Consider the following 19,116-nt stretch of genomic DNA (forward strand, 5'->3'; position numbering starts at 1 on the left):
GCTCCCCGCCGCGCTCTTTTCGGGCGATTCTTGTCTTTATCTTAAATTTCAGTAACTTCCCTTATTCACAATCGATTAGCATAGTTATCATTCTTTGAAGGTATACCGCGAAATCTAGCCCTTGACGGCTTTCTGCAATAAGCCGTGGGTTGGTGCAAGACGCTGATTGCGGGAAGCCTTGCCCTCCATGAAACATTTCTGGCAGAAGAGTATTATTCCCGGCTTCCGTCGCGGAATTGCCGTTTCCGATCACTAGATTACCGGCGCCGCCCCGATGGCGGCTCCACATGAAAGAGGTTGCGCCAGTTGACGCTGTTCCAGGTTTACGCACGGGCCCTCCAATATCTGGCGAAGAACAAATGGCGCGTCGCCGCCGTCGTCATCGCCAATATCGTGCTTGCCGTCATCACCATTGCCGAACCGATCCTTTTCGGCCGGATCATCGATGCCATTTCGTCCGGCACTACCGTCACGCCGGTCCTGACGTTATGGGCCGGCTTCGGGGTCTTCAACACCGTTGCCTATGTGCTCGTCGCCCGTGAGGCGGACAGGCTCGCTCACGGCCGGCGCGCATCGCTGCTCACCGAGGCTTTCGGACGCATCATCTCCATGCCGCTCGCCTGGCACCACACCCGCGGCACCTCCAATGCGCTGCACACCCTGCTGCGTGCGGCGGAGAGCCTGTTCGGCCTGTGGCTCGAATTCATGCGTACCCATCTCGCCACCGCAGTGGCGCTCGTCCTGCTGGTCCCCACGGCGATCTCGATGGATTGGCGGCTGAGCCTCGTCCTTTTGGTGCTCAGCATCCTCTACTGGATCATCGGCGTGACGGTAATGAACCGCACCAAGGAGGGGCAGGCCTCGGTCGAGAACCATTACCACACGGTCTTCTCCCATGTGAGCGACGCGATCAGCAACGTATCGGTGCTGCACAGCTACAATCGCATCGAGGCCGAGACCCTGGCGCTCAAGGACTATACCAAGGACCTGCTTGCCGCCCAGTATCCGGTGCTGGACTGGTGGGCTCTGGCCGGCGCTCTCAACCGCACGGCCTCGACGGTGTCCATGGGTGTCATCCTGGTCATCGGTACGCTTCTGGTCCAGCGCGGCGAAATCCGGGTCGGCGATGTCGTGGCCTTCATCGGCTTTGCCAACCTGCTGATTGGCCGCCTCGATCTGCTGCGCCAGTTCGCGACCCAGATCTTCGAAGCGCGCGCCAAGCTCGAGGATTTCTTCATTCTCGAGGATTCCGTCGAAGAACGTGCCGAGCCGGCCGATGCCGCCGACCTCGGCGAAGTTCGCGGCGAGGTCGAGTTCCGCGATGTCTCGTTTGGCTTTGCCAGCACCAGCCAGGGCGTCCATAACGTCTCCTTTACCGCGAAGGCCGGAGAGACCGTCGCCATCGTCGGGCCGACCGGCGCCGGCAAGACGACGCTCATCAACCTCCTGCAGCGTGTCTACGACCCCCAGGAAGGCAAGATCCTGATCGACGGCATCGATATCGGCAAGGTGACGCGAAAATCGCTGCGCCATTCCATCGCCACCGTCTTCCAGGATGCGGGTCTCCTGAACCGGTCGATCAGCGAGAACATCCGCCTCGGCCGCGAGGGCGCCAGCGAGGAGGAAATCGCCAGGGCGGCTGAGGCCGCCGCCGCTACCGAGTTCATCGAGACGCGGCTGAACGGCTACGAGACGCCGGTCGGCGAGCGCGGCAACCGGCTGTCCGGCGGCGAACGTCAGCGTATCGCCATCGCCCGCGCCATCCTCAAGAACGCGCCGATCCTCGTCCTCGACGAGGCGACCAGCGCGCTGGACGTCGAGACCGAGGCGCGCGTCAAGACCGCCATAGACCGCCTCCGCGAAAACCGCACCACCTTCATCATCGCCCACCGGCTTTCGACCGTTCGCGACGCGAACAAGGTGATCTTCCTCGAGAACGGACGCGTCGCCGAAATGGGCAGTTATGAGGAACTCAGCGAGAGCGGCGGACGCTTCGCCTCCCTGCTGAAGGCAAGCGGCATCCTGACGGACGACGAAGCGGCGGATCCCGGCGGGTCGGTGGCACAGCCCGCCTGATCCCTGCAGGAACGTCAACGAAAAACCCGCCGCCATTCGCATGGCGGCGGGTTTCTTTTGTCAGTTCGGCTTCCCCGTCAGGTCGAGGTCTCAGCTGTTGGCCGGTTCCGGCAGGCGCCTCGCGGCGGCTCCGCCAAGCAGGAACCCTTCCGTTCCGCTGACGGCCTGACCGTCGATGGTGACCTTGTCGCCTTCGACGGCGATCTCGTGGACCGTGTCGTCGATGGTCAGTTCGGCGGTGAAGCCATTCCAGTCGCTCGGCAGCACCGGATTGACGAACAGCCGGTCGCCCTGGCGGCGGATACCGAGAATGCCCTCGGTCGCCGCGCGGTAGAGCCAGCCCGCAGAACCCGTATACCAGGTCCAGCCGCCGCGCCCGGTATGGGAACCGTGACCATAGACATCGGCCGCGACCACATAGGGTTCAACGCGATAGGTCTCGGCCGAGTCGCGGTCCAGCGCATGGTTGATCGGGTTCAGCATCTGGAAGCACTTCCAGGCATCATCGCCCCGCTTCAGCGCCGCCAGCGCCAGCACGACCCAGATCGCCGCATGGGTATACTGGCCGCCGTTTTCACGAACACCCGGCGGATAGGCCTTGATATAGCCCGGATCCTTGCGGGTATCCTGGAACGGCGGCGTGAAGAGGCGGATGATCCCGGCTTCGCCGTCGACGAGCTTTTCGAGCACCGCATCCATGGCCTGGGCGGCACGTTCCGGATCGCCGACGCCCGAGAGCACGCTCCAGGACTGGGCGAGCGAGTCGATGCGGCATTCGTCGCTGGTGCTCGAGCCGAGCGCGGAACCATCGTCGAAATAGCCCCGGCGGTAGTACGTGCCGTCCCAGCCGGCCTTCTCGAGCGCCTGCTTGAGGGTTTCGATATGGTCGGTCCAAAGCTGGACGCGCTTCTTGTCCTTGCGCGCTTGCGCATAGGGAAGGAAGTTGCGCAGGGCTGCGGCCAGGAACCAGCCGAGCCAGACGCTCATGCCGCGGCCACCGATGCCGACGCGGTTCATGCCGTCATTCCAGTCGCCGCCGAGAATGAGCGGCAGGCCCTTGTCGCCGGTGCGCGTGATCGCCAGGTCCAGCGCCCTTGCCGCATGCTCGTAGAGGGTTGCGGTCTCGGTCGAGACCGTCGGCTGGATGAAGGAGTCGTGCTTGTTCTTTTCGAGCACCGGACCCTCGATGAACGCCAGTTCCTCGTCGAGCAGCGATTGATCGCCGGTCGCCGAGACATACTGGTGGATACCGTAGGCGAGCCAGACGACGTCGTCGGAGATCATAGTGCGGACGCCGGCGCCGGAGCCGGGCAGCCACCAGTGCAGCACATCGCCTTCCTTGAACTGCCGCGAAGCCGCGTTGACGATCTGGCGGCGGGCGAGCGACGGCTCGTGCACCAGGAAGGCGAGCGTATCCTGCAGCTGATCGCGGAAGCCGAAGGCGCCGGATGCCTGGTAGAAGGCGGTGCGGGCCATGATGCGGCACCCGAGCGCCTGGTAGGGCAGCCAGTGGTTGACCATGTTGTCGAGCGACTTGTCCGGCGTCGAGATCTTCAGGCGGCCGGTGAAGCCGGTCCAGAAGTCGCGGTTCGCCTCGAGGATCGGAGCGAACTCCTCGCCGCGCAGCTGGGCCGCCAACGCCTGGGCCTCTTCCTTCGTATCGGCGTCGCCGAGATAGAAGGTGACCGTCTTCTCTTCGCCCGGCGCGAGCTCGATGTCATAGGCGAGCGCCGCGCAGGGGTCGCCGTCGAGATCGAGGGCGTTGTTGAGCGCCGAAGCGGACATCACCGCCGCCGGCATCTGCACCGAACCGAAACGGCCGATGAATTCACGGCGGCTCGCCGTGAAGCCGACCGGCGTCTCCTTCATGCCCATGAAGGCAAAACGGCGGTAGTCGATGCTGTAGGAGTTGGTGGCGAAGAGCGTGCCCGTTTCCTCGTCGCGGCTGGAGAGGATGAACGGGATGGACCGGGCCGGGTTGGCACCGAGCAGCCATTCCACATAACCGTAGACACGCAGCCTGCGGGTTTCCGAACCGCCGTTATGGAGGACGATGGACGACAGCTTTGCCGCCCGCGTCCTGTCGACCGTCTGGGTCAGCCTGATCTTCAGGCCTTCTTCTTCGCTCGAAAAGACCGAGTAGCCAAGCCCGTGCCGGGCTTCGAACTTGACCTCCGGCTTGCGCGACAGGACCGCGAACGGCGTCATGACGGCGCCGCTGTCCCGGTCGGCGATGTAGAATGCCTCGCCGGGACGGTTGATGACCATGTCGTTGGTCCAGGCCGTCAGCTGATAGTCGCGGGAGTTCCTGGCCCAGGTGAAGCCCGAGCCTTCCGCCGAAATGTGGAAGCCGAACTTGTCGTTGGAGATGATGTTGATCCACGGCTGCGGCGTCGACTGGCCGCCGTGCAGGCGCACCACATATTCCCTGCCGTCCTTGGTGAAACCGCCGAAACCGTTCCAGAAGTCGAGATCTGCCGGTGCCTCGATCGGAGCCGGAGGCTGGAAGATCTCGCCGTTCAGCAGCGGACGGCGATCGATCTCGATCTGCTGGTCCTTCGGCGGCGCGAAGATCGTCGCCGTGCGGTTGAGCTGGTCGCTGATCTTGCCGTTGCGGGCGTGCAGAACCACGCGGGATGCGGCAATCAGGCCTTCCGAACCCTCGTCGTCCATGATGTCGCGGCGCAACGAGAAGACATGCTGGCGCTGGCCTTCCTGCTGGCTGAGGCGGCGGGCGCTCTCGGAGAGATGTTCCAGCGCCTGCTGCATTTCCTGGGCGTAGGAGGCCGCTCGCTCGTTGAAGATCACCAGATCGGTGACGACGCCGCGTGAGCGCAGATATTCCTGCGCGCTCATCGCCTCCTTGGCGACGGGCATGTCGTTGTCGTCGTTGATGCGCAGCGTGAAGATCGGGAAGTCTCCCGAAACCGACGAGGGCCAGAGCGACGACTGCGGCTGCATGCCCGCATGGATGGTCGCCTGGTCGGCGCGCAGCTGCATGTCCGGATAGATGAGATAACGGGCCAGATGCTGGAACGCCGCCGCATCCTGCGACGAGACGCCGAGATGGCGCATCTGCACCTGGGTGCGCGTCCAGGCCTGGGTGAGCTCGGTCTGGAATGCATCCGGATGACGATAACGTTCGATCGCCTGGTCGAGTTCTTCGCGCCGGGGCGCTGCGATGGTCCAGAAGATCACGCTCACCTTCTTGCCGGCCGGCACGCGCACGACGCGGCGCAGCGACAGGATCGGATCGAGCGTGAAGCCGTCGGTACCCGACAGCGTCGCGCCGGGATCGAAGGCGGCAGCTTCGGAAAGCGTGCGGCCGCGGCCTAGGAACTTGCGGCGGTCGGTCTCGAACTCGGTCGGGCGGGCCGAACCGGCATTGTCGGCCGCCAGATGGGCGATCACCATGTCCGGCTCGTTCGGCGCGCGCTTGTTGCGCCACGCGCGGATGACGTCGCCGCGGCGGCCGATTTCCGTGCGGACGAACATCCGCTGGAAGACCGGGTGGGCGTTGTCGTCGTCCTCGGTGGTCAGCACGGGTTCCATATAGGAGGTGACTTCGATGAAGCGATCCTCGGTACCCATGTTGAGCAGCGTCAGGCGGCGGCCTTCGGCATCGTGCTCGCTCGCGACGATGCATTCGACCGTACTCGTGAGGTCGCCGACCGTCTTGTGGAATTCGGCCCGCTCGTCGGAGAAGATCGCCCTGGTTTTTTCGCCTTCCACCCGACGCGGCTCGGCGGTGGCAGACCACCATTCGCCGGTCGTGGTGTCGCGCAGGAACAGGAACTGACCCCAGCGATCCTCCGTCGGGTCGGGCTTCCAGCGCGCGACCGACAGTCCGTTCCAGCGGGAATAGCCCGAGCCGGTGGCGGTGAGCATGACCGAGTAGTGACCGTTGGAGAGCAGCACCAGCTCGCGGTCCTTGGTGGCCGGGTTGGTTATGGTGCGGATTTCCGAGCGCAACAGCTCCCCCTGGCCCTTGCCGGGGGTTTCTTCGTGCTTGGCGCTCATCACCGGAATGTCGCGCGGCGCCTTTTCCTGCAGCAGCAGTTCAGCTGCCTCGATGGTCGGGTCGGAATGGAAGAGCTCGCGCAGCAGACCGTTCATCACGACGTTGGCGATCGCGGCGATCGACATGCCGTGGTGGTGGGCATAATAGTTGAACACCACCGCGCAGCGCTTGCCTTCCGGTACGCGGGTCGGCGTGAAGTCCACCGCGTCGTAGAAGCCGAATACGCCGAGGGCTCCGAGCGAGCGCAGTTCGGTGAGGTTTTCGGCCGCGGCGATCGGGTCATACTGGCTGGCGAGGATAGACGCATAGGGAGCGATGACGGCGTTCTGGCCGAGACCGCGCTTGAGGCCCAGCGTCGGCACCCCGAAGTTCGAGTATTGATAATACATCTGATGGTCGAGAGCGTTGAAGGCCGCTTCCGAAATGCCCCATGGCGTGCCGAGGCGGCGGCCATGGTTCATCTGTTCCTTGACGATCAGATTGTTGGTCTGGTTGAGAATGCCCCCCTGGCGCTCCTGCATGACGAGCGGCGGCATGAGGTATTCGAACATCGAGCCGGACCAGGAGACCAGGGCGCCTCGCGCGCCGATCGGCACGACCTGGCGGCCAAGCTTGTACCAGTGCTCGGTGGGCAGGTCGCCCTTGGCAATCCCGAACAGACTGGTCAGGCGCGCTTCGGATGCGAGCAGGTCATAGCACGCTTCGTCGATCTCGTTGGTTTCGACGCGGTAGCCGATCGACAGGAGCCGGCGTTCCTTGCGGAACAGGAAGCTGAAATCCATCGCGAAAGCCAGCCGACGGGTTCGGTCGCGCAACACGCCGAGCCGCTCCCGCAGCGATTCTATATTGGCATTGTCGAAGACGCTGTCGGCGATATGGGCCTCGCAGGCGGTGACGAGCGAAGCGGACCAGCGGATGACCTCATCGCTCTGTGCCGAGCGGACTTCCTGGTCGAGGTTGAACGCAAGCTTCTGGATGTCGCGGGGAAGCACGGCGAGGTTAATGATCCGGATCGATGCGAATTCATGCTCGCGCTTGACCGCGGCAAGCGCGTTGCCGAAGCCGGCGATGCGCTCTTCGAGACGGCGACGCAGCGGTCGCACGGTCTTGCGGTCGTCCGGCAGGGCCTTCAGCGTTTCGGCCAGGATACCGGAAACGTCGCCGAGGCCGTCGAGATTGCCCTGAAGGTGCGCGGAAGGAGCTTCTGCCCAGATCCGCAAAGCCGACGAGATGGCGATCAGATGGCCGGCGAAATTGCCGCTGTCGACCGACGAAACGTAGCGCGGCATCAGCGGCTGCAGGGTATCGGTATGATACCAGTTGTACATGTGGCCGCGGAACTTGTCGGCTCTCTCAACCGCCGAGATCGTCTGCTCGATGCGCTCGATCGTGTCGGCGAAGCTGATCCAGCCGAAATGCCGCGCCGAGATCGTCGACAGCAGGTAGACGCCGATATTGGTCGGCGACGTGCGCTTGGCGATGACCGGGTTCGGCTTCTCCTGGAAATTGTCCGGCGGCAGATAGTTCTGCTCCGCGGTCACGAAGGTCTCGAAATACCGCCAGGTGCGGCGCGCGATCTTGCGCAGTTCGACCGACACGGGTTCCGGCACGAACAGCCGGTCTTCGGTCTCGGCCGACTGGCTGACATACCAGGCGACGAGCGGCGAGAATATCCACAGCACGGCGAACGGGATGCCGACCAGGAACGCATTGTCGCCCGGCATCGCCGCCAGGATGATGCTGAGCACGGCGATCGCCGGCGCATGCCACATCGTCTTGTAGTAGTCCTGCGGGCTGCCCTGGGCGCTCGACTGGATCGAGGCTGCGGTGCGCCATTCCAGCATCAGCTTGCGGCTGAAGAACAGGCGGTAGAGGGACCGGGAGATCGCATCAGTCATGATGCAGGCGGAATCCGCGATGAAGACGACGCGCAGCGCGACCTGCGCATTGGCGGAACGCATGTCCGACCAGACGGAATAGAAATGCGCGCCCGGGACGATATCGGTAGAGCCCGGCAGAAGACCGGTGACCAGGCTGAGGGTCGGGGCGACGAACAGCGAGAAGATCAGCAGGATCTGCCAGATCAGCGCGCCGAGCGGATCCATGAAGTACCAGCCGAGCACGGAAGCGAAGAACCAGGCGATCGGGGTCAGCGACCGGCGCAGGTTGTCGATCATCTTCCAGCGGCCGAGCGCGGTCACGCCGCGCTTCGGATCGAGGATGTAAGGCAGCAGCTGCCAGTCGCCGCGGGCCCAGCGATGCTGGCGCGAGACTTCGACCTCGTAGCGGACTGGAAAGTCCTCGACCAGTTCCACGTCGGTGACGAGGGCGCAGCGTGCGAACGAACCTTCGAGAAGGTCGTGCGAGAGCACCGAATTCTCGTCGATCCGGCCCTTCAGCGAAGCCTCGAAGGCATCGACGTGATAGAGGCCCTTGCCGGTGAAACTGCCTTCGCCGGTCAGGTCCTGATAGACGTCGGAGACGGTGAAGACGTAAGGATCGAGGCCGCGGCCGACGGAGAAGACGCGCTGGAAGACCGAGGCTTCCTTGCCGGTCGTCAGCGACGGCGTCACGCGCGGCTGCATCAGGCCATAGCCATGGATGACGCGATTGGTTTTCGGATCGAGCACCGGCTGGTTGATCGGGTGGTGCATCTTGCCGACGAGCTTGGTCACCGCGTCGCGCATCAGGCGCGTATCGGCATCGAGCGTCATGACGTATTGGACGTTCGGCGGAACGATATTGGCACCCGGAAGATAGCTGGTGTCGCGATCGCCACGCAGCAGCATGTTGAGTTCATGCAGCTTGCCGCGCTTGCGCTCCCAGCCCATCCATGCGCCTTCGTTCGGATTGAACAGACGGCGGCGATGCAGCAGATAGAACCGCGTCTTGCCGTCTTCTCCATACTTGGCGTTGAGTGCCGCGATCTCGCGCTTCGCATAGTCGAGGATTTCGAGGTCGGTATCGGTCTCCTCGAACTTGCTGTCGCGCCAGTCGCTGAGCAGCGAGAAATAGATCTCGCCGTGCGGATTGGCGAGATAGTGGACTTCGAGGTTCCGGACGAGTTCGTCCACGGTGTCCCGGTCGGTGATCAGGCAGGGGACGGCGACCAGCGTCCTGGCCGCTTCCGGAATGCCTTCCTTGAACTCGTAGCCGACCAGCCGGGCCGGCCGGACCACATAGGTCACCAGCGTGTTGAACAGGCCGGTTGCGCCCTCGGAAGCCGGCAGCGCGAACATCAGCAGGAAGAAGAAGACGACCGGCAGCGGAATATCCGCCTGCACCAGGAACCAGCCGGCAATCGCCATGGCGAGCACCGTGATGAGGATCACCGGGCCGGCAATGGCAAACCAGTTGAGGCGACGGACGAGGCGGACAAATCGCTGCACGAACAGCAGATTGTAGCCGACTGCCGCTTCCAGTTCCCGCCGGCGGCGGCCGACGACGAAGGCGCCGACATTGGTCTCGCGCGGATCGGCGTTTTCTTCCGCCGACGCCTTTTCGGCGAGCTGGATGGCCGCCTCGGCAACCTCGGCCTCGCTCTTGCGGGAGCGGCGGGCAATCTGTTCGATACGATTGCGATAGGCGTTGCGCGAACCGAAATCGAGCGCCTGGTAGTCGGTGCGCTCGCGGAAGATCTTGTCGATCTGCGAGACGTCCTCGAACCAGACGCTCCATTCCGTATCGTCGATCTCGCGCAGGCTCTTGATGATATTGCCCATCGTCACGTTGCCGGACGAAAGGCGGTTCTGCTCGGCGAGCATCACCTCTTCGACGTCGGTACCGGCCTGTTCGAGACGCTGCTCCAGCCAGGCGACGGCAAAACCCGAGGTCTGGGAAGCGTTGCGAAGGCGGTAGAGGAACTGGGCCGTGAACGTATTGTCGTTCGTCAGGTCCTCGATGCCCTTCAGGACATCGGCGCTCGCCTCCTCGTTATTGAGGCGGATGATCTCGTCGGCCGTCTCGTTGGCGCGGCGGCGCATGTTGCGGGAACGGTCGACGCGGGTCGCGATGCGGCGCAGGTTCTCGATCAGCACGAAACGGATGAACGAGGGCAATGCCCAGAGTTCGCCGATCTCGAGCGGCTCCTTGACCTGGAAACCTTCGACCATGGAGGCCAGCGCTTCGCGGGAAACGCTGCTGTGCGTATGGGCGACATAGAGCCAGGCGAGCACCAGGACACGCGGCAATTGCTGGCCGCCGACCGACATCGTAGGCAACTGGCGGAAGAACTTCTTCGGGAAGTCGCGGCGGACCTCCTGGATTGCCTCTTCGGCGATGTAATAATTGTCGAGCAGCCATTCGGCGGCGGGAGTGATCGACGCGCCCGCATCGACGTCGGTAGCAGTCGCCCGATAGACGCGAAGGATCTCCTTCTCGTTTTCATGGTGCCGCTTGAAGAAATCGAACTCCATCAAGCCCGGCAGGCTGGGCGTGCCCTCCTTGCCGAGTTTCTCGCCGCATTCCCTCAATGCATCGATGTTGAAATAAGTCGAGCGGATCGAGTCGTTATGATCGATCTGCTTGGCTTCGGTTTCGCGCGAGGAAGCTGACGGCGTAGTGTGAAATGACATGGATACGGGCTTCTGGTGAAAACTCTAAGGGTTTGTCGGCCTCGCCTTACTCGGCCTGCATCGGAAGCGCCAGTCATCATTTGGATTATGGTGACCGGCCGGATGCAAACCCGCGAGAATGGGAAATAGAGAGCAGTCCGGATATTGCAAACGACTGACGGGAATCTATTGCTCACTTCCTGCGGATTGACACATGTTCCGGCTCTAGCGAGGATAGCCTGAATGGAACCTGAACGGAAGCAGCCCATTGATAATGCGGCGAATTCAGCCGTTGCAAGACAGGCCCGCCTGAACCTCTTTCCGCAGCTGAACAGAGGGAAATTTAAACGCCAAGGGTTACCTTCCAAAGGCGGCGCTGCTATTTATCTCAGACACAAGGGCGATCTCGTCGTGCCCCGCAACCAATCCAATCGAACTTTCGGTGTTTTGAGCAATGACGATCCAGTTTTCCAATGACATGGCCGACGTGGTGGCCACCCGCCGTTACCTTCATCAATATCCGGAACTCGGCCTCTCGGAATTCAACACGTCCGACTTCGTCGCCCGGCAGCTTGCCGACCTCGGATATGAGGTCACCCGCGGTCTCGGCCGGACGGGGGTGGTCGCCACCCTGAAGAACGGCACCAGCAGCCGGTCGATCGGCATCCGGGCGGATATGGACGCGCTGCCGATCGAGGAGGAAACCGGTGCGGAATATGCGAGCAAGAACAAGGGGCTGATGCATGCCTGCGGCCATGACGGCCACACCGCCATGCTGCTCGGCGCCGCCAGGATACTTGCCCGGAGGAAAAATTTTGACGGCACCATCCATCTGATCTTCCAGCCGGCGGAGGAGAATTTCGGCGGCGCCAGACTGATGATCGAGGATGGCCTCTTCGAGCGCTTCCCCTGCAGCGCCGTCTTCGGCCTGCACAACGACCCCGGACTGCCCTTCGGCCAGATCGGCGTGAAGGAAGGCCCGATGATGGCCGCCGTCGACGAATGCCGCATCACGGTCAATGGCCGCGGCGGCCACGGCGCCGAGCCGCAGGACACGTCGGACCCGATCGTCTGCGGCGCGAGCATCATCATGGCGCTGCAGACGATCGCCTCGCGCAACATCCACCCGCTCGACCAGATGGTCATCACCGTCGGCGCCTTCCATGCCGGCATGGCGAGCAACGTCATCCCCGAACGGGCGGAAATGCTGCTCACCATCCGCTCCTTCGATCCCAACGTCCGCGACGAGCTGGAACGGCGCATCCGGATGGTCGCGGAGGGCCAGGCGGCGAGCTACGGCATGAGCGTCACGCTCGATTACAAGCGCGGTTACGAGGCGACAATCAACCACAAGGCGGAAACCGATTTCGTCCGCGATCTCGCCCGTCGTGTTGTCGGCGAGGACAAGGTCATCGACCTGCCGCGCCCCTCCATGGGCGCCGAGGACTTCGCCTATATGCTGGCGGAGCGGCCGGGCACCTATTTCCTGCTCGGCACCAGGCGCACCGACAACGACCCGCCGCTGCACCACCCGCGTTTCGACTTCAACGACGACGCACTGCCGATCGGAACGAGTTTCTGGGTGGAGCTTGCCGAAGCCTACCTCCCGCCGAGATAGGCCTTTAAACGAAAACACCTCCCGGGCGGCGAAGCGCGGGAGGTGCTTCCGGTCTTGGGATGACCAAGCCCGAATTTCAAAAGGCGAAGCCCAAAGGCCTCAGGGGAAAAGGCCGAGTGTCACGGCACCGACGAAGATGAAGGCTGCCGTCACCAGGACAGTATTGACCGCCCACTGCCATTTGCCCGCGGCGCTGCGGACTGGGAAAGACCGTGTCTGATGCTCAATGTGACGCATGGATGTCTCCCGGATTATGGTTCGCCCTTTTCGAGCGTTGGCTTATGCTATCTTATCTCTACCAAGCCGATAGAGATAATGTTCCAAACACCCGCCCGTTCCGTAGAAAATCCTTTTTTCTTAACGACCTACATGCGCGATTAACGGTTTATTATGCTCAGGCGCCTTGCGAGCGCCTCAAGCGCCAAAACGGTCCAGCGCCAGACGGAAGATGTCCGGGTCGATATTGCCGCCGGAGCAGACGGCGATCACCGTGTCGCCCAGCGTCTCGCCATGGAAAAGAGCGGCCGCCAAGGCCACCGCGCCACCCGGTTCCACGACGATCTTCAGCCGGCTGAAGGCAAGCGCCACCGCGTGCAACGCTTCCTCGTCGGTCACCACAAGGCCCGCGCCGCAGAGCTTCGACATGATCGGGAAGGTTATGTTGCCGGGCTGCGGCGTGACGATCGCATCGCAGAGCGAACCGCCCTGGGTCGCATTGCGCTCGATCTTTCCCGACGCCAGCGAACGCGTCACGTCGTCAAACCCCTTCGGCTCGCAGGGGTGCACGACAAAACCGGGCGCCTTGGCGTTCAATGCCAGCGCAACACCGGAAATGAAACCGCCGCCGCCCGTCGGCACCAGCACGTCGGCCTTCCCGATCCCCTCTTCGCCCGCCTGTTCGGCGATTTCGAGCCCGGTCGTGCCCTGGCCGGCGATCACCAGCGGCTCATCGAACGGCTTGATCAGCGTCAGGCCGCGCTCCTGCGAGAGCCGCGCACCGATGGCATCGCGGTCCTCGTTGAGACGGTCGTAAAGCACGACGTCCGCGCCATAGGCGCGGGTATTCTCGATTTTGATGCGCGGTGCATCGGTCGGCATGATGATCACGCTCGGGATACCGTGCATCTTCGCCGCCAGCGCCACGCCCTGGGCATGGTTGCCGGAGGAGAAAGCGATCACGCCCTTGGCGCGGACTTCGGGCGACAGCGCCGAGATTGCCGACCAGGCGCCGCGAAACTTGAACGAGCCCGTATGCTGCAGGCATTCCGGCTTCACGAAGATACGCCGCCCGGCGATTTCGTCGAGGAAGGGCGAGGACAGCAGCGGCGTGCGGCGCACGTGACCATCGAGACGGGCACGGGCGGCTTCGATCATGGCGATATCGGTCATGCGGGGAATTCCATTCGGAAACAAAAGGGCGGGTGGAACCGCGAACCTATCGACGCTTTTCATGCCGGTAAAGGCCGGAAAAAAGCAGGCCTACCCGGCTTGCGCACCTTGCGAAAACGGCAGGGAGCCGAGCTTTACCAATGCCTTGATGGGCAGGTGGTCGGAGGCGAGCCGCGCAAGCGGGCTGTCATGGGTTTCCACCGCATCGATCAACCCCGGCCGGTTTGCCATGATGCGGTCGAGCGCCAGTACGGGCAGGCGCGACGGGAAACTCGGCACCGCGGCCGGCAGCCCGAAGACGGTCGCGAGCGTGTTCAGGGAAGAGCGATCACCGAGCCGCCATTCGTTGAGATCGCCCATCAGCACGGTCGGCTGCTCTTCACGCGATCGCAGAATATCGAGGATCATGCGAGCCTGCTGCTGCCGCGAGCGGTTCAGCAGGCCGAGATGGGCGGCGATGATCCGGAATGCGCTGCCGTCCTTGAGTTCCAGCTCGGTGATCAGCGCACCACGCGGCTCGAGCCCCGGCAGCTTGACCTGATGAACGTCGCGGACGAGACCTTCGCGGAAGAGGATCACATTGCCATGCCAGCCATGCGCCTTGGCAACACCGGAAACGGGCACCGGAAAAAGCCCCATCTCCCGCTCCATCCACGCGAGGTCGAGCAGGCCACGCCGCTCTCCGAACCGGGAATCCGCTTCCTGCAGTGCGATCACATCGGCGCCGATCTCGCGGATCACGTGGCTTGTGCGGCCGGGATCGAACTTGCCGTCGATGCCGACGCATTTGTGCACGTTGTAGGAGGCGATCAGCATGCCGTGCCCGCGGTCACGGCCCTCAGGCGTTCCGGCGGCACGGTTCCTTCGAGCCCGGATGGAGGCCAGAATGCTTTTCGGAAGGTTCGGACGTTTTTCCCGCATGGTTCTTTTGACTATTCGCCGATCAGTGAAATTTATAGGGCAAGCTGCCCATCTATCCAGCAACTAGAGATAGGGTGAGCCCAGCCAGAGCACGCGCTCGATGAGACGCACGAGAAAAGGCCTTGCCATCAACCCATCGAGCGTCACTTCGGTTGCGGAGGAAATCGCCAGATCTATCCTTCGCTCCAAAGCTTCCGCGAAAGGGCAATCCAGGACCTCGAGATCGACCTCGAAATTGAGCCGGAGCGATCGTGGATCGAGGTTCGAGGACCCGACATAGGCCCAGCGCCCGTCGATCACCAGGAGCTTGGAGTGGTTGAACGGGCCGGATGCCCGCCAGATGCGGCAATAATTCTTCAGCATCTGGTCGAACTGCGCCGTCATCGCCCTATCGACCAGAACCAGATTGTTGGCGGTCGGCACCACGATATCGACCTCCACTCCACGTCGCGCGGCGGTAACGAGCGCGGTGATCAACTCGCGATCCGGCAGAAAATATGGCGAGACGATGCGGATCGACGAGCGCGCCACCGAAAACGCGCCCATCAGCATCTTGTGGTTCGTCTCGACGCTCCGGTCGGGTCCGGACGAAACGGCGCGCACGACGACCGGCGAACCGGGCTCCGTCTCCGGCGCCTGCAGCGCCCAGGCCCCGCCCTCCAGCGCCTCGTCGGCGGAATATCGCCAGTCGGCGGCGGCAATTGCAAACAGGTCGGCGACTACCGGCCCGGTTATCTTGAAATGGGTGTCGAACGAACATTTGTTGCCGCTGAATTCGCTCGAAAAACCTTCGCGGATATTCATGCCCCCGGTAAACGCCACACGGCCGTCGATGACCAGGATCTTCCGGTGGGTGCGCAGGTTGGCATAGGGCAGCCGCAGGCCCATGATGACGTTGCCGTTGAACACATCGACGGTGACCCCGCCGTCTCTCAGCATGCCGAGCACGCTCGGCACCGAATACCGGGCGCCCACCGCATCGATCAGCACGCGCACTTCGACGCCGCGCTTGACCGCGGCGATCAGCGCATCGGCGAACCGGATGCCGATCCGGTCCCGGTCGAAGATGTAGGTCTCGAGGATGAGGCTGCGCTTCGCCTTGGCGATCGCCTTCAGCATCGCCCCATAGGCCTCGTCACCGGTATCGAGTGCGACGATCGTGTTGCCGGTCGTCAACCGGTGGCGCGTCACCCGGTCGCCAAGCGTCTTCATTGCCCGGAAGCGATGCCCGAATTCCTCGATGATCAGATCGTTGGTCGCATCGTAGGAAACGACATGCGCACGGATTTCTCCCTGCAACAATGCCCGTCGATCGCTGATGACGGCCCGGCGGATACGGTTTACCCCCGCCACAAGATAAAGCAGCGCGCCGACGATCGGGGACAGGACGATGACGCCGACCCAGCCGATCGCCGATCGGACTTCCTCCTTGGTCATCGCCGCGTGGATCGCAGCCGCAGCCCCCATCAGGACCGACAAAACGAAGAGGATATGCGGCCAATAGGGTTCGATGAGTTCCAGCATGGCGAGCAATATAGGCGCGCGCGCGTCGAGAGCAATCGGAGCCGCACCAATAGGTTGGCGCGGCTCCGGAGGTATCAGGCAGAGAGCTGCTTCTCGAAGACTTCAAGCGACGCTTCGAACGTATCGAAGATCGTGTCGATCTGCTGCTCGTTGATGATCATCGGCGGGCAGAGCGCCAGCGAGTCGCCGATCGCTCGCGAGATCAGCCCCTTTTCGAGCATGATCGCCAAAAGCTTGGGACCGAGCTGGCCGGCCGCGAAACCATCGCGCGGCTTCAGTTCCAACGCGCCGATCAGGCCGACGCCGCGCGCTTCGATCGCCAGCGGATGGCCTTCCAGCGCCTTCAGCCGGCCCTGGAACTTCGGAGCCAGCGCCCGCACGTTGCCGACGAGGTCGCGTTCCTCGATGATCGCCAGGTTTTCCAGCGCAACCGCTGCGGCGACCGGATGACCGGCGGCGGTCACGCCATGGCCGAACGTTCCGATCTTCGCCGATTCATCGGCAAGCGGGCCATAGACGTTCTCGTTGATGAGCAGTGCCGAGATTGGCTGGTAGGAAGACGAGATCTGCTTCGACAGCGTCATGATATCCGGCTGCAGCGCATAGGTCGTGGTGCCGAACATCTCGCCGGTGCGGCCGAAACCGCAGATCACCTCGTCGGCGATCAGCAGGATATCGTATTTCCTGAGCACCTTCTGGATCGCATCCCAGTAACCGGCCGGCGGCACGATGACGCCGCCCGCGCCCATCACCGGCTCGCCGATGAAGGCGGCGACGGTTTCCGGGCCTTCCTTGAGGATCAGGTCTTCGAGGTCCTTGGCACAACGCTCGACGAAGGCCGATTCCGTCTCGTTTTCCTGTTTGAAGGCGCGGTAATGCGGGCAGGTGGTGTGGAAAATGCCGGCGAGCGGCAGGTCGAAGGAGCGGTGGTTGTTCGGCAGGCCGGTCAGGCTGGCGCTGGCGATCGTCACGCCGTGATAGCCCTTGATGCGCGAAATGATCTTCTTCTTTTCCGGCTTGCCGAGCGCGTTCGAACGGTACCAGACCATCTTGATGGCGGTGTCGTTGGCCTCGGATCCGGAATTGGTGAAATAGGCCTTGGACATCGGCACCGGCGCCATCTGGATCAGCTTTTCGGCAAGATCGATCGAGGGGCCGTGACTGCGCAGCGTAAAGGTGTGGTAGTAGGGGAGCTTCGCCATCTGCCTGGCGGCCGCTTCGACGAGCCGGCTTTCGCCGAACCCGACGCCGACGCTCCAGAGCCCGGCCATGCCTTCGATATATTTGTTGCCGTTGACGTCGTAGACATAGATGCCCTCGCCGCGGTCGATCACCAGCGATCCGTCACGCTCCAGCGCGCGGGCATTGGTGTAGGAGTGAAGCTGATAAGCCTTGTCCCGGGCTTCGATGGAATTGGGCTGAATAGTCACGACGGACCTCCTGTGAGACACGCAACGGTCTATGAATTCCATAGGCGGAAACGGCGATATTGGACAGCCCAAATCGCCGTTTTCAGAGAGGCCGACCGTTCAAAATAGTTGACGCGTCGATCAGTTTAATTTGTCATTTAAGGGTCATCGCCGCGACCGGAGGTTCCGCGCCGGCCGGGATCGGACTTTTGTAGTCCTGCCCCTTGCGCCGCTTCTTGAGATCGGCCCAGGCCGCCTCGCGGAGCTGATCGCTCGTCATGGCGGCCAGTCCGGTCGCGGCCATCGCCTTGGCGACGGAAACCATGCCCTTGTGGGCAAGCGGGCTCTTGCCCTGCGCCACCACCTGCCAGGTGTGAAGCTGGGTGCCGACGGCAAGCGTCGCGCCATAGGCCTGCACGGTCGGCACCACCCAGCTGACATCGCCGACATCGGTCGAACCGCCCATCTGGCGGTTTTCGCTATGCGCCGGCAGGATGAAGTCGGCGAGCGGAACATCCCGCTGTTCCAGGCGCTCCTGGTTCCAGCTCGCCGCAATGTCTTCCGGCGTCAGCGTGGCGCGGATCTTTTCGGCAAACTCGATATCTGTGGCGTCGAACGGCGGGGGGCCCATGCTGTCCCAGACGTCCTGCATGACGTCCATCAGCGGCGTATTGACCACGAGGTTGGAAACGCCGGCGAGGATCGTGCTCTCGACCTTGGTCTCGGTCATCAGCGCCGCACCTTCGGCAACCTTCTTGACGCGCTCGATCAGCGCAAACAGTCCCGGCAGGTCTGCGGAGCGGACGACGTAGCGCACCTTGGCATGCGCCTGCACCACATTGGGCGAGATGCCGCCGCTATCCAGGACCGCATAATGAATGCGGCTCTCGGACGGCATGTGCTCGCGCATATAATTGACACCGACGCTCATCAGCTCGACGGCATCGAGCGCGCTGCGGCCAAGTTCCGGCACCGCCGACGCATGCGCCGCACGGCCCGTGAACGTGAAGTCGATGCGGCAGTTGGCGAGCGAGGTTTCCCGCTGCACGCCGGCGAAATTGCTCGGGTGCCAGCTGATCGCGATATCGACATCCTCGAAGGCGCCGTCCCGCACCATGAACGCCTTGGCGGCGCCGCCTTCTTCCGCCGGGCAGCCATAATAGCGCACGCGGCCGGGCGTGCCGGTCTTTTCGAGCCAATCCTTCACGGCGGTGGCGGCCAGCAGCGATGCGGAGCCGAGAAGATTATGGCCGCAGCCATGGCCGTTGGCGCCGGGGATCATCGGATCGTGCTGGGTCAGGCCGGCCTTCTGGCTGAGGCCAGCCAGCGCGTCATACTCGCCGAGGAAGGCGATCACCGGGCCGCCCTCGCCCGCTTCGCCGATCAGCGCGGTCGGAATGCCGGCCACATTTCCGGTGATCCTGAACCCCTGCGTCTCCAGCATTTCGCGATGCGCGGCAGCCGAAAGCGTCTCCATGTAGCAGGTCTCCGGCGTCTCCCAGACGCGGTCCGCGAGTTCGGTGAAGACCTCTTTCTTGCGGTCGATGAAATCCCAAACGAGGGGGAGATTGGAATTGCCTGTCGTCATGAAACCGTTGCCTCGAT

10 protein-coding genes are annotated in these 19,116 nt (G+C 63.2%); 3 read left to right on the plus strand and 7 right to left on the minus strand.

Going from position 1 to position 19,116, the window contains the following annotated elements:
• Positions 1-306: 306 nt before the first annotated feature.
• On the plus strand, positions 307-2,076 hold the full coding sequence (locus tag ACSQ8R_RS18440) for a glucan ABC transporter ATP-binding protein/ permease (protein ID WP_436254707.1): 1,770 nt from the start codon (positions 307-309) through the stop codon (positions 2,074-2,076).
• Positions 2,077-2,166: 90 nt separating this feature from the next.
• Here the strand turns inward: ACSQ8R_RS18440 and ACSQ8R_RS18445 are convergent, their stop codons facing one another.
• Complete coding sequence (locus ACSQ8R_RS18445; RefSeq protein ID WP_436254708.1) at positions 2,167-10,671, minus strand: GH36-type glycosyl hydrolase domain-containing protein; 8,505 nt, start codon at positions 10,669-10,671, stop codon at positions 2,167-2,169.
• Between the two features lie 222 nt (positions 10,672-10,893).
• On the opposite strand from ACSQ8R_RS18445, the gene ACSQ8R_RS18450 reads away from it, so the two are divergent.
• The gene (locus ACSQ8R_RS18450) at positions 10,894-11,127 is read left to right on the plus strand and encodes a hypothetical protein (RefSeq protein WP_436254709.1); all 234 of its coding nucleotides are present in this window, start codon (positions 10,894-10,896) and stop codon (positions 11,125-11,127) included.
• Positions 11,105-12,268: a M20 aminoacylase family protein gene (locus tag ACSQ8R_RS18455; protein ID WP_436254710.1), complete on the plus strand. Its 1,164-nt coding sequence runs from the start codon at positions 11,105-11,107 to the stop codon at positions 12,266-12,268. The genes ACSQ8R_RS18450 and ACSQ8R_RS18455 overlap by 23 nt, the downstream gene beginning before the upstream one ends.
• A gap of 99 nt (positions 12,269-12,367) precedes the next feature.
• On the opposite strand, the gene ACSQ8R_RS18460 is transcribed toward ACSQ8R_RS18455, so the two are convergent.
• From ACSQ8R_RS18460 to ACSQ8R_RS18485, 6 genes are all read right to left on the minus strand, one after another.
• Positions 12,368-12,505 (minus strand): hypothetical protein, encoded by a 138-nt coding sequence (locus ACSQ8R_RS18460; RefSeq protein ID WP_436254711.1) that lies wholly within the window; start codon positions 12,503-12,505, stop codon positions 12,368-12,370.
• 177 nt (positions 12,506-12,682) lie between these two features.
• A complete protein-coding gene (locus ACSQ8R_RS18465) occupies positions 12,683-13,657 on the minus strand; it encodes a threonine ammonia-lyase (RefSeq protein ID WP_436254712.1) in 975 nt (324 codons plus the stop codon).
• Positions 13,658-13,747: 90 nt separating this feature from the next.
• On the minus strand, positions 13,748-14,578 hold the full coding sequence (locus tag ACSQ8R_RS18470) for an endonuclease/exonuclease/phosphatase family protein (RefSeq protein WP_436254713.1): 831 nt from the start codon (positions 14,576-14,578) through the stop codon (positions 13,748-13,750).
• Positions 14,579-14,641: 63 nt separating this feature from the next.
• Entirely contained in the window at positions 14,642-16,102 is a 1,461-nt protein-coding gene (gene cls, locus ACSQ8R_RS18475) for a cardiolipin synthase (RefSeq protein ID WP_436254714.1), read from the minus strand.
• Positions 16,103-16,176: 74 nt separating this feature from the next.
• Complete coding sequence (locus ACSQ8R_RS18480) at positions 16,177-17,532, minus strand: aspartate aminotransferase family protein (protein WP_436254715.1); 1,356 nt, start codon at positions 17,530-17,532, stop codon at positions 16,177-16,179.
• A 133-nt stretch (positions 17,533-17,665) separates the two neighbouring features.
• On the minus strand, positions 17,666-19,099 hold the full coding sequence (locus ACSQ8R_RS18485) for a M20 family metallopeptidase (RefSeq protein ID WP_436254716.1): 1,434 nt from the start codon (positions 19,097-19,099) through the stop codon (positions 17,666-17,668).
• Positions 19,100-19,116 lie beyond the last annotated feature (17 nt).

This window comes from Neorhizobium sp. LjRoot104, assembly GCF_964253725.1.
Lineage (GTDB): Bacteria > Pseudomonadota > Alphaproteobacteria > Rhizobiales > Rhizobiaceae > Neorhizobium.

Bases quoted from the DNA above. Each gene is read 5' to 3' on its own strand.
- ACSQ8R_RS18450 (WP_436254709.1), top strand. From the start codon at position 10,894: ATGGAACCTGAACGGAAGCAGCCCATTGATAATGCGGCGAATTCAGCC.
- ACSQ8R_RS18465 (WP_436254712.1), bottom strand. From the start codon at position 13,657: ATGACCGATATCGCCATGATCGAAGCCGCCCGTGCCCGTCTCGATGGT.
- cls (WP_436254714.1), bottom strand. From the start codon at position 16,102: ATGCTGGAACTCATCGAACCCTATTGGCCGCATATCCTCTTCGTTTTG.
- ACSQ8R_RS18445 (WP_436254708.1), bottom strand. From the start codon at position 10,671: ATGTCATTTCACACTACGCCGTCAGCTTCCTCGCGCGAAACCGAAGCC.
- ACSQ8R_RS18485 (WP_436254716.1), bottom strand. From the start codon at position 19,099: ATGACGACAGGCAATTCCAATCTCCCCCTCGTTTGGGATTTCATCGAC.
- ACSQ8R_RS18455 (WP_436254710.1), top strand. From the start codon at position 11,105: ATGACGATCCAGTTTTCCAATGACATGGCCGACGTGGTGGCCACCCGC.
- ACSQ8R_RS18460 (WP_436254711.1), bottom strand. From the start codon at position 12,505: ATGCGTCACATTGAGCATCAGACACGGTCTTTCCCAGTCCGCAGCGCC.
- ACSQ8R_RS18470 (WP_436254713.1), bottom strand. From the start codon at position 14,578: ATGCGGGAAAAACGTCCGAACCTTCCGAAAAGCATTCTGGCCTCCATC.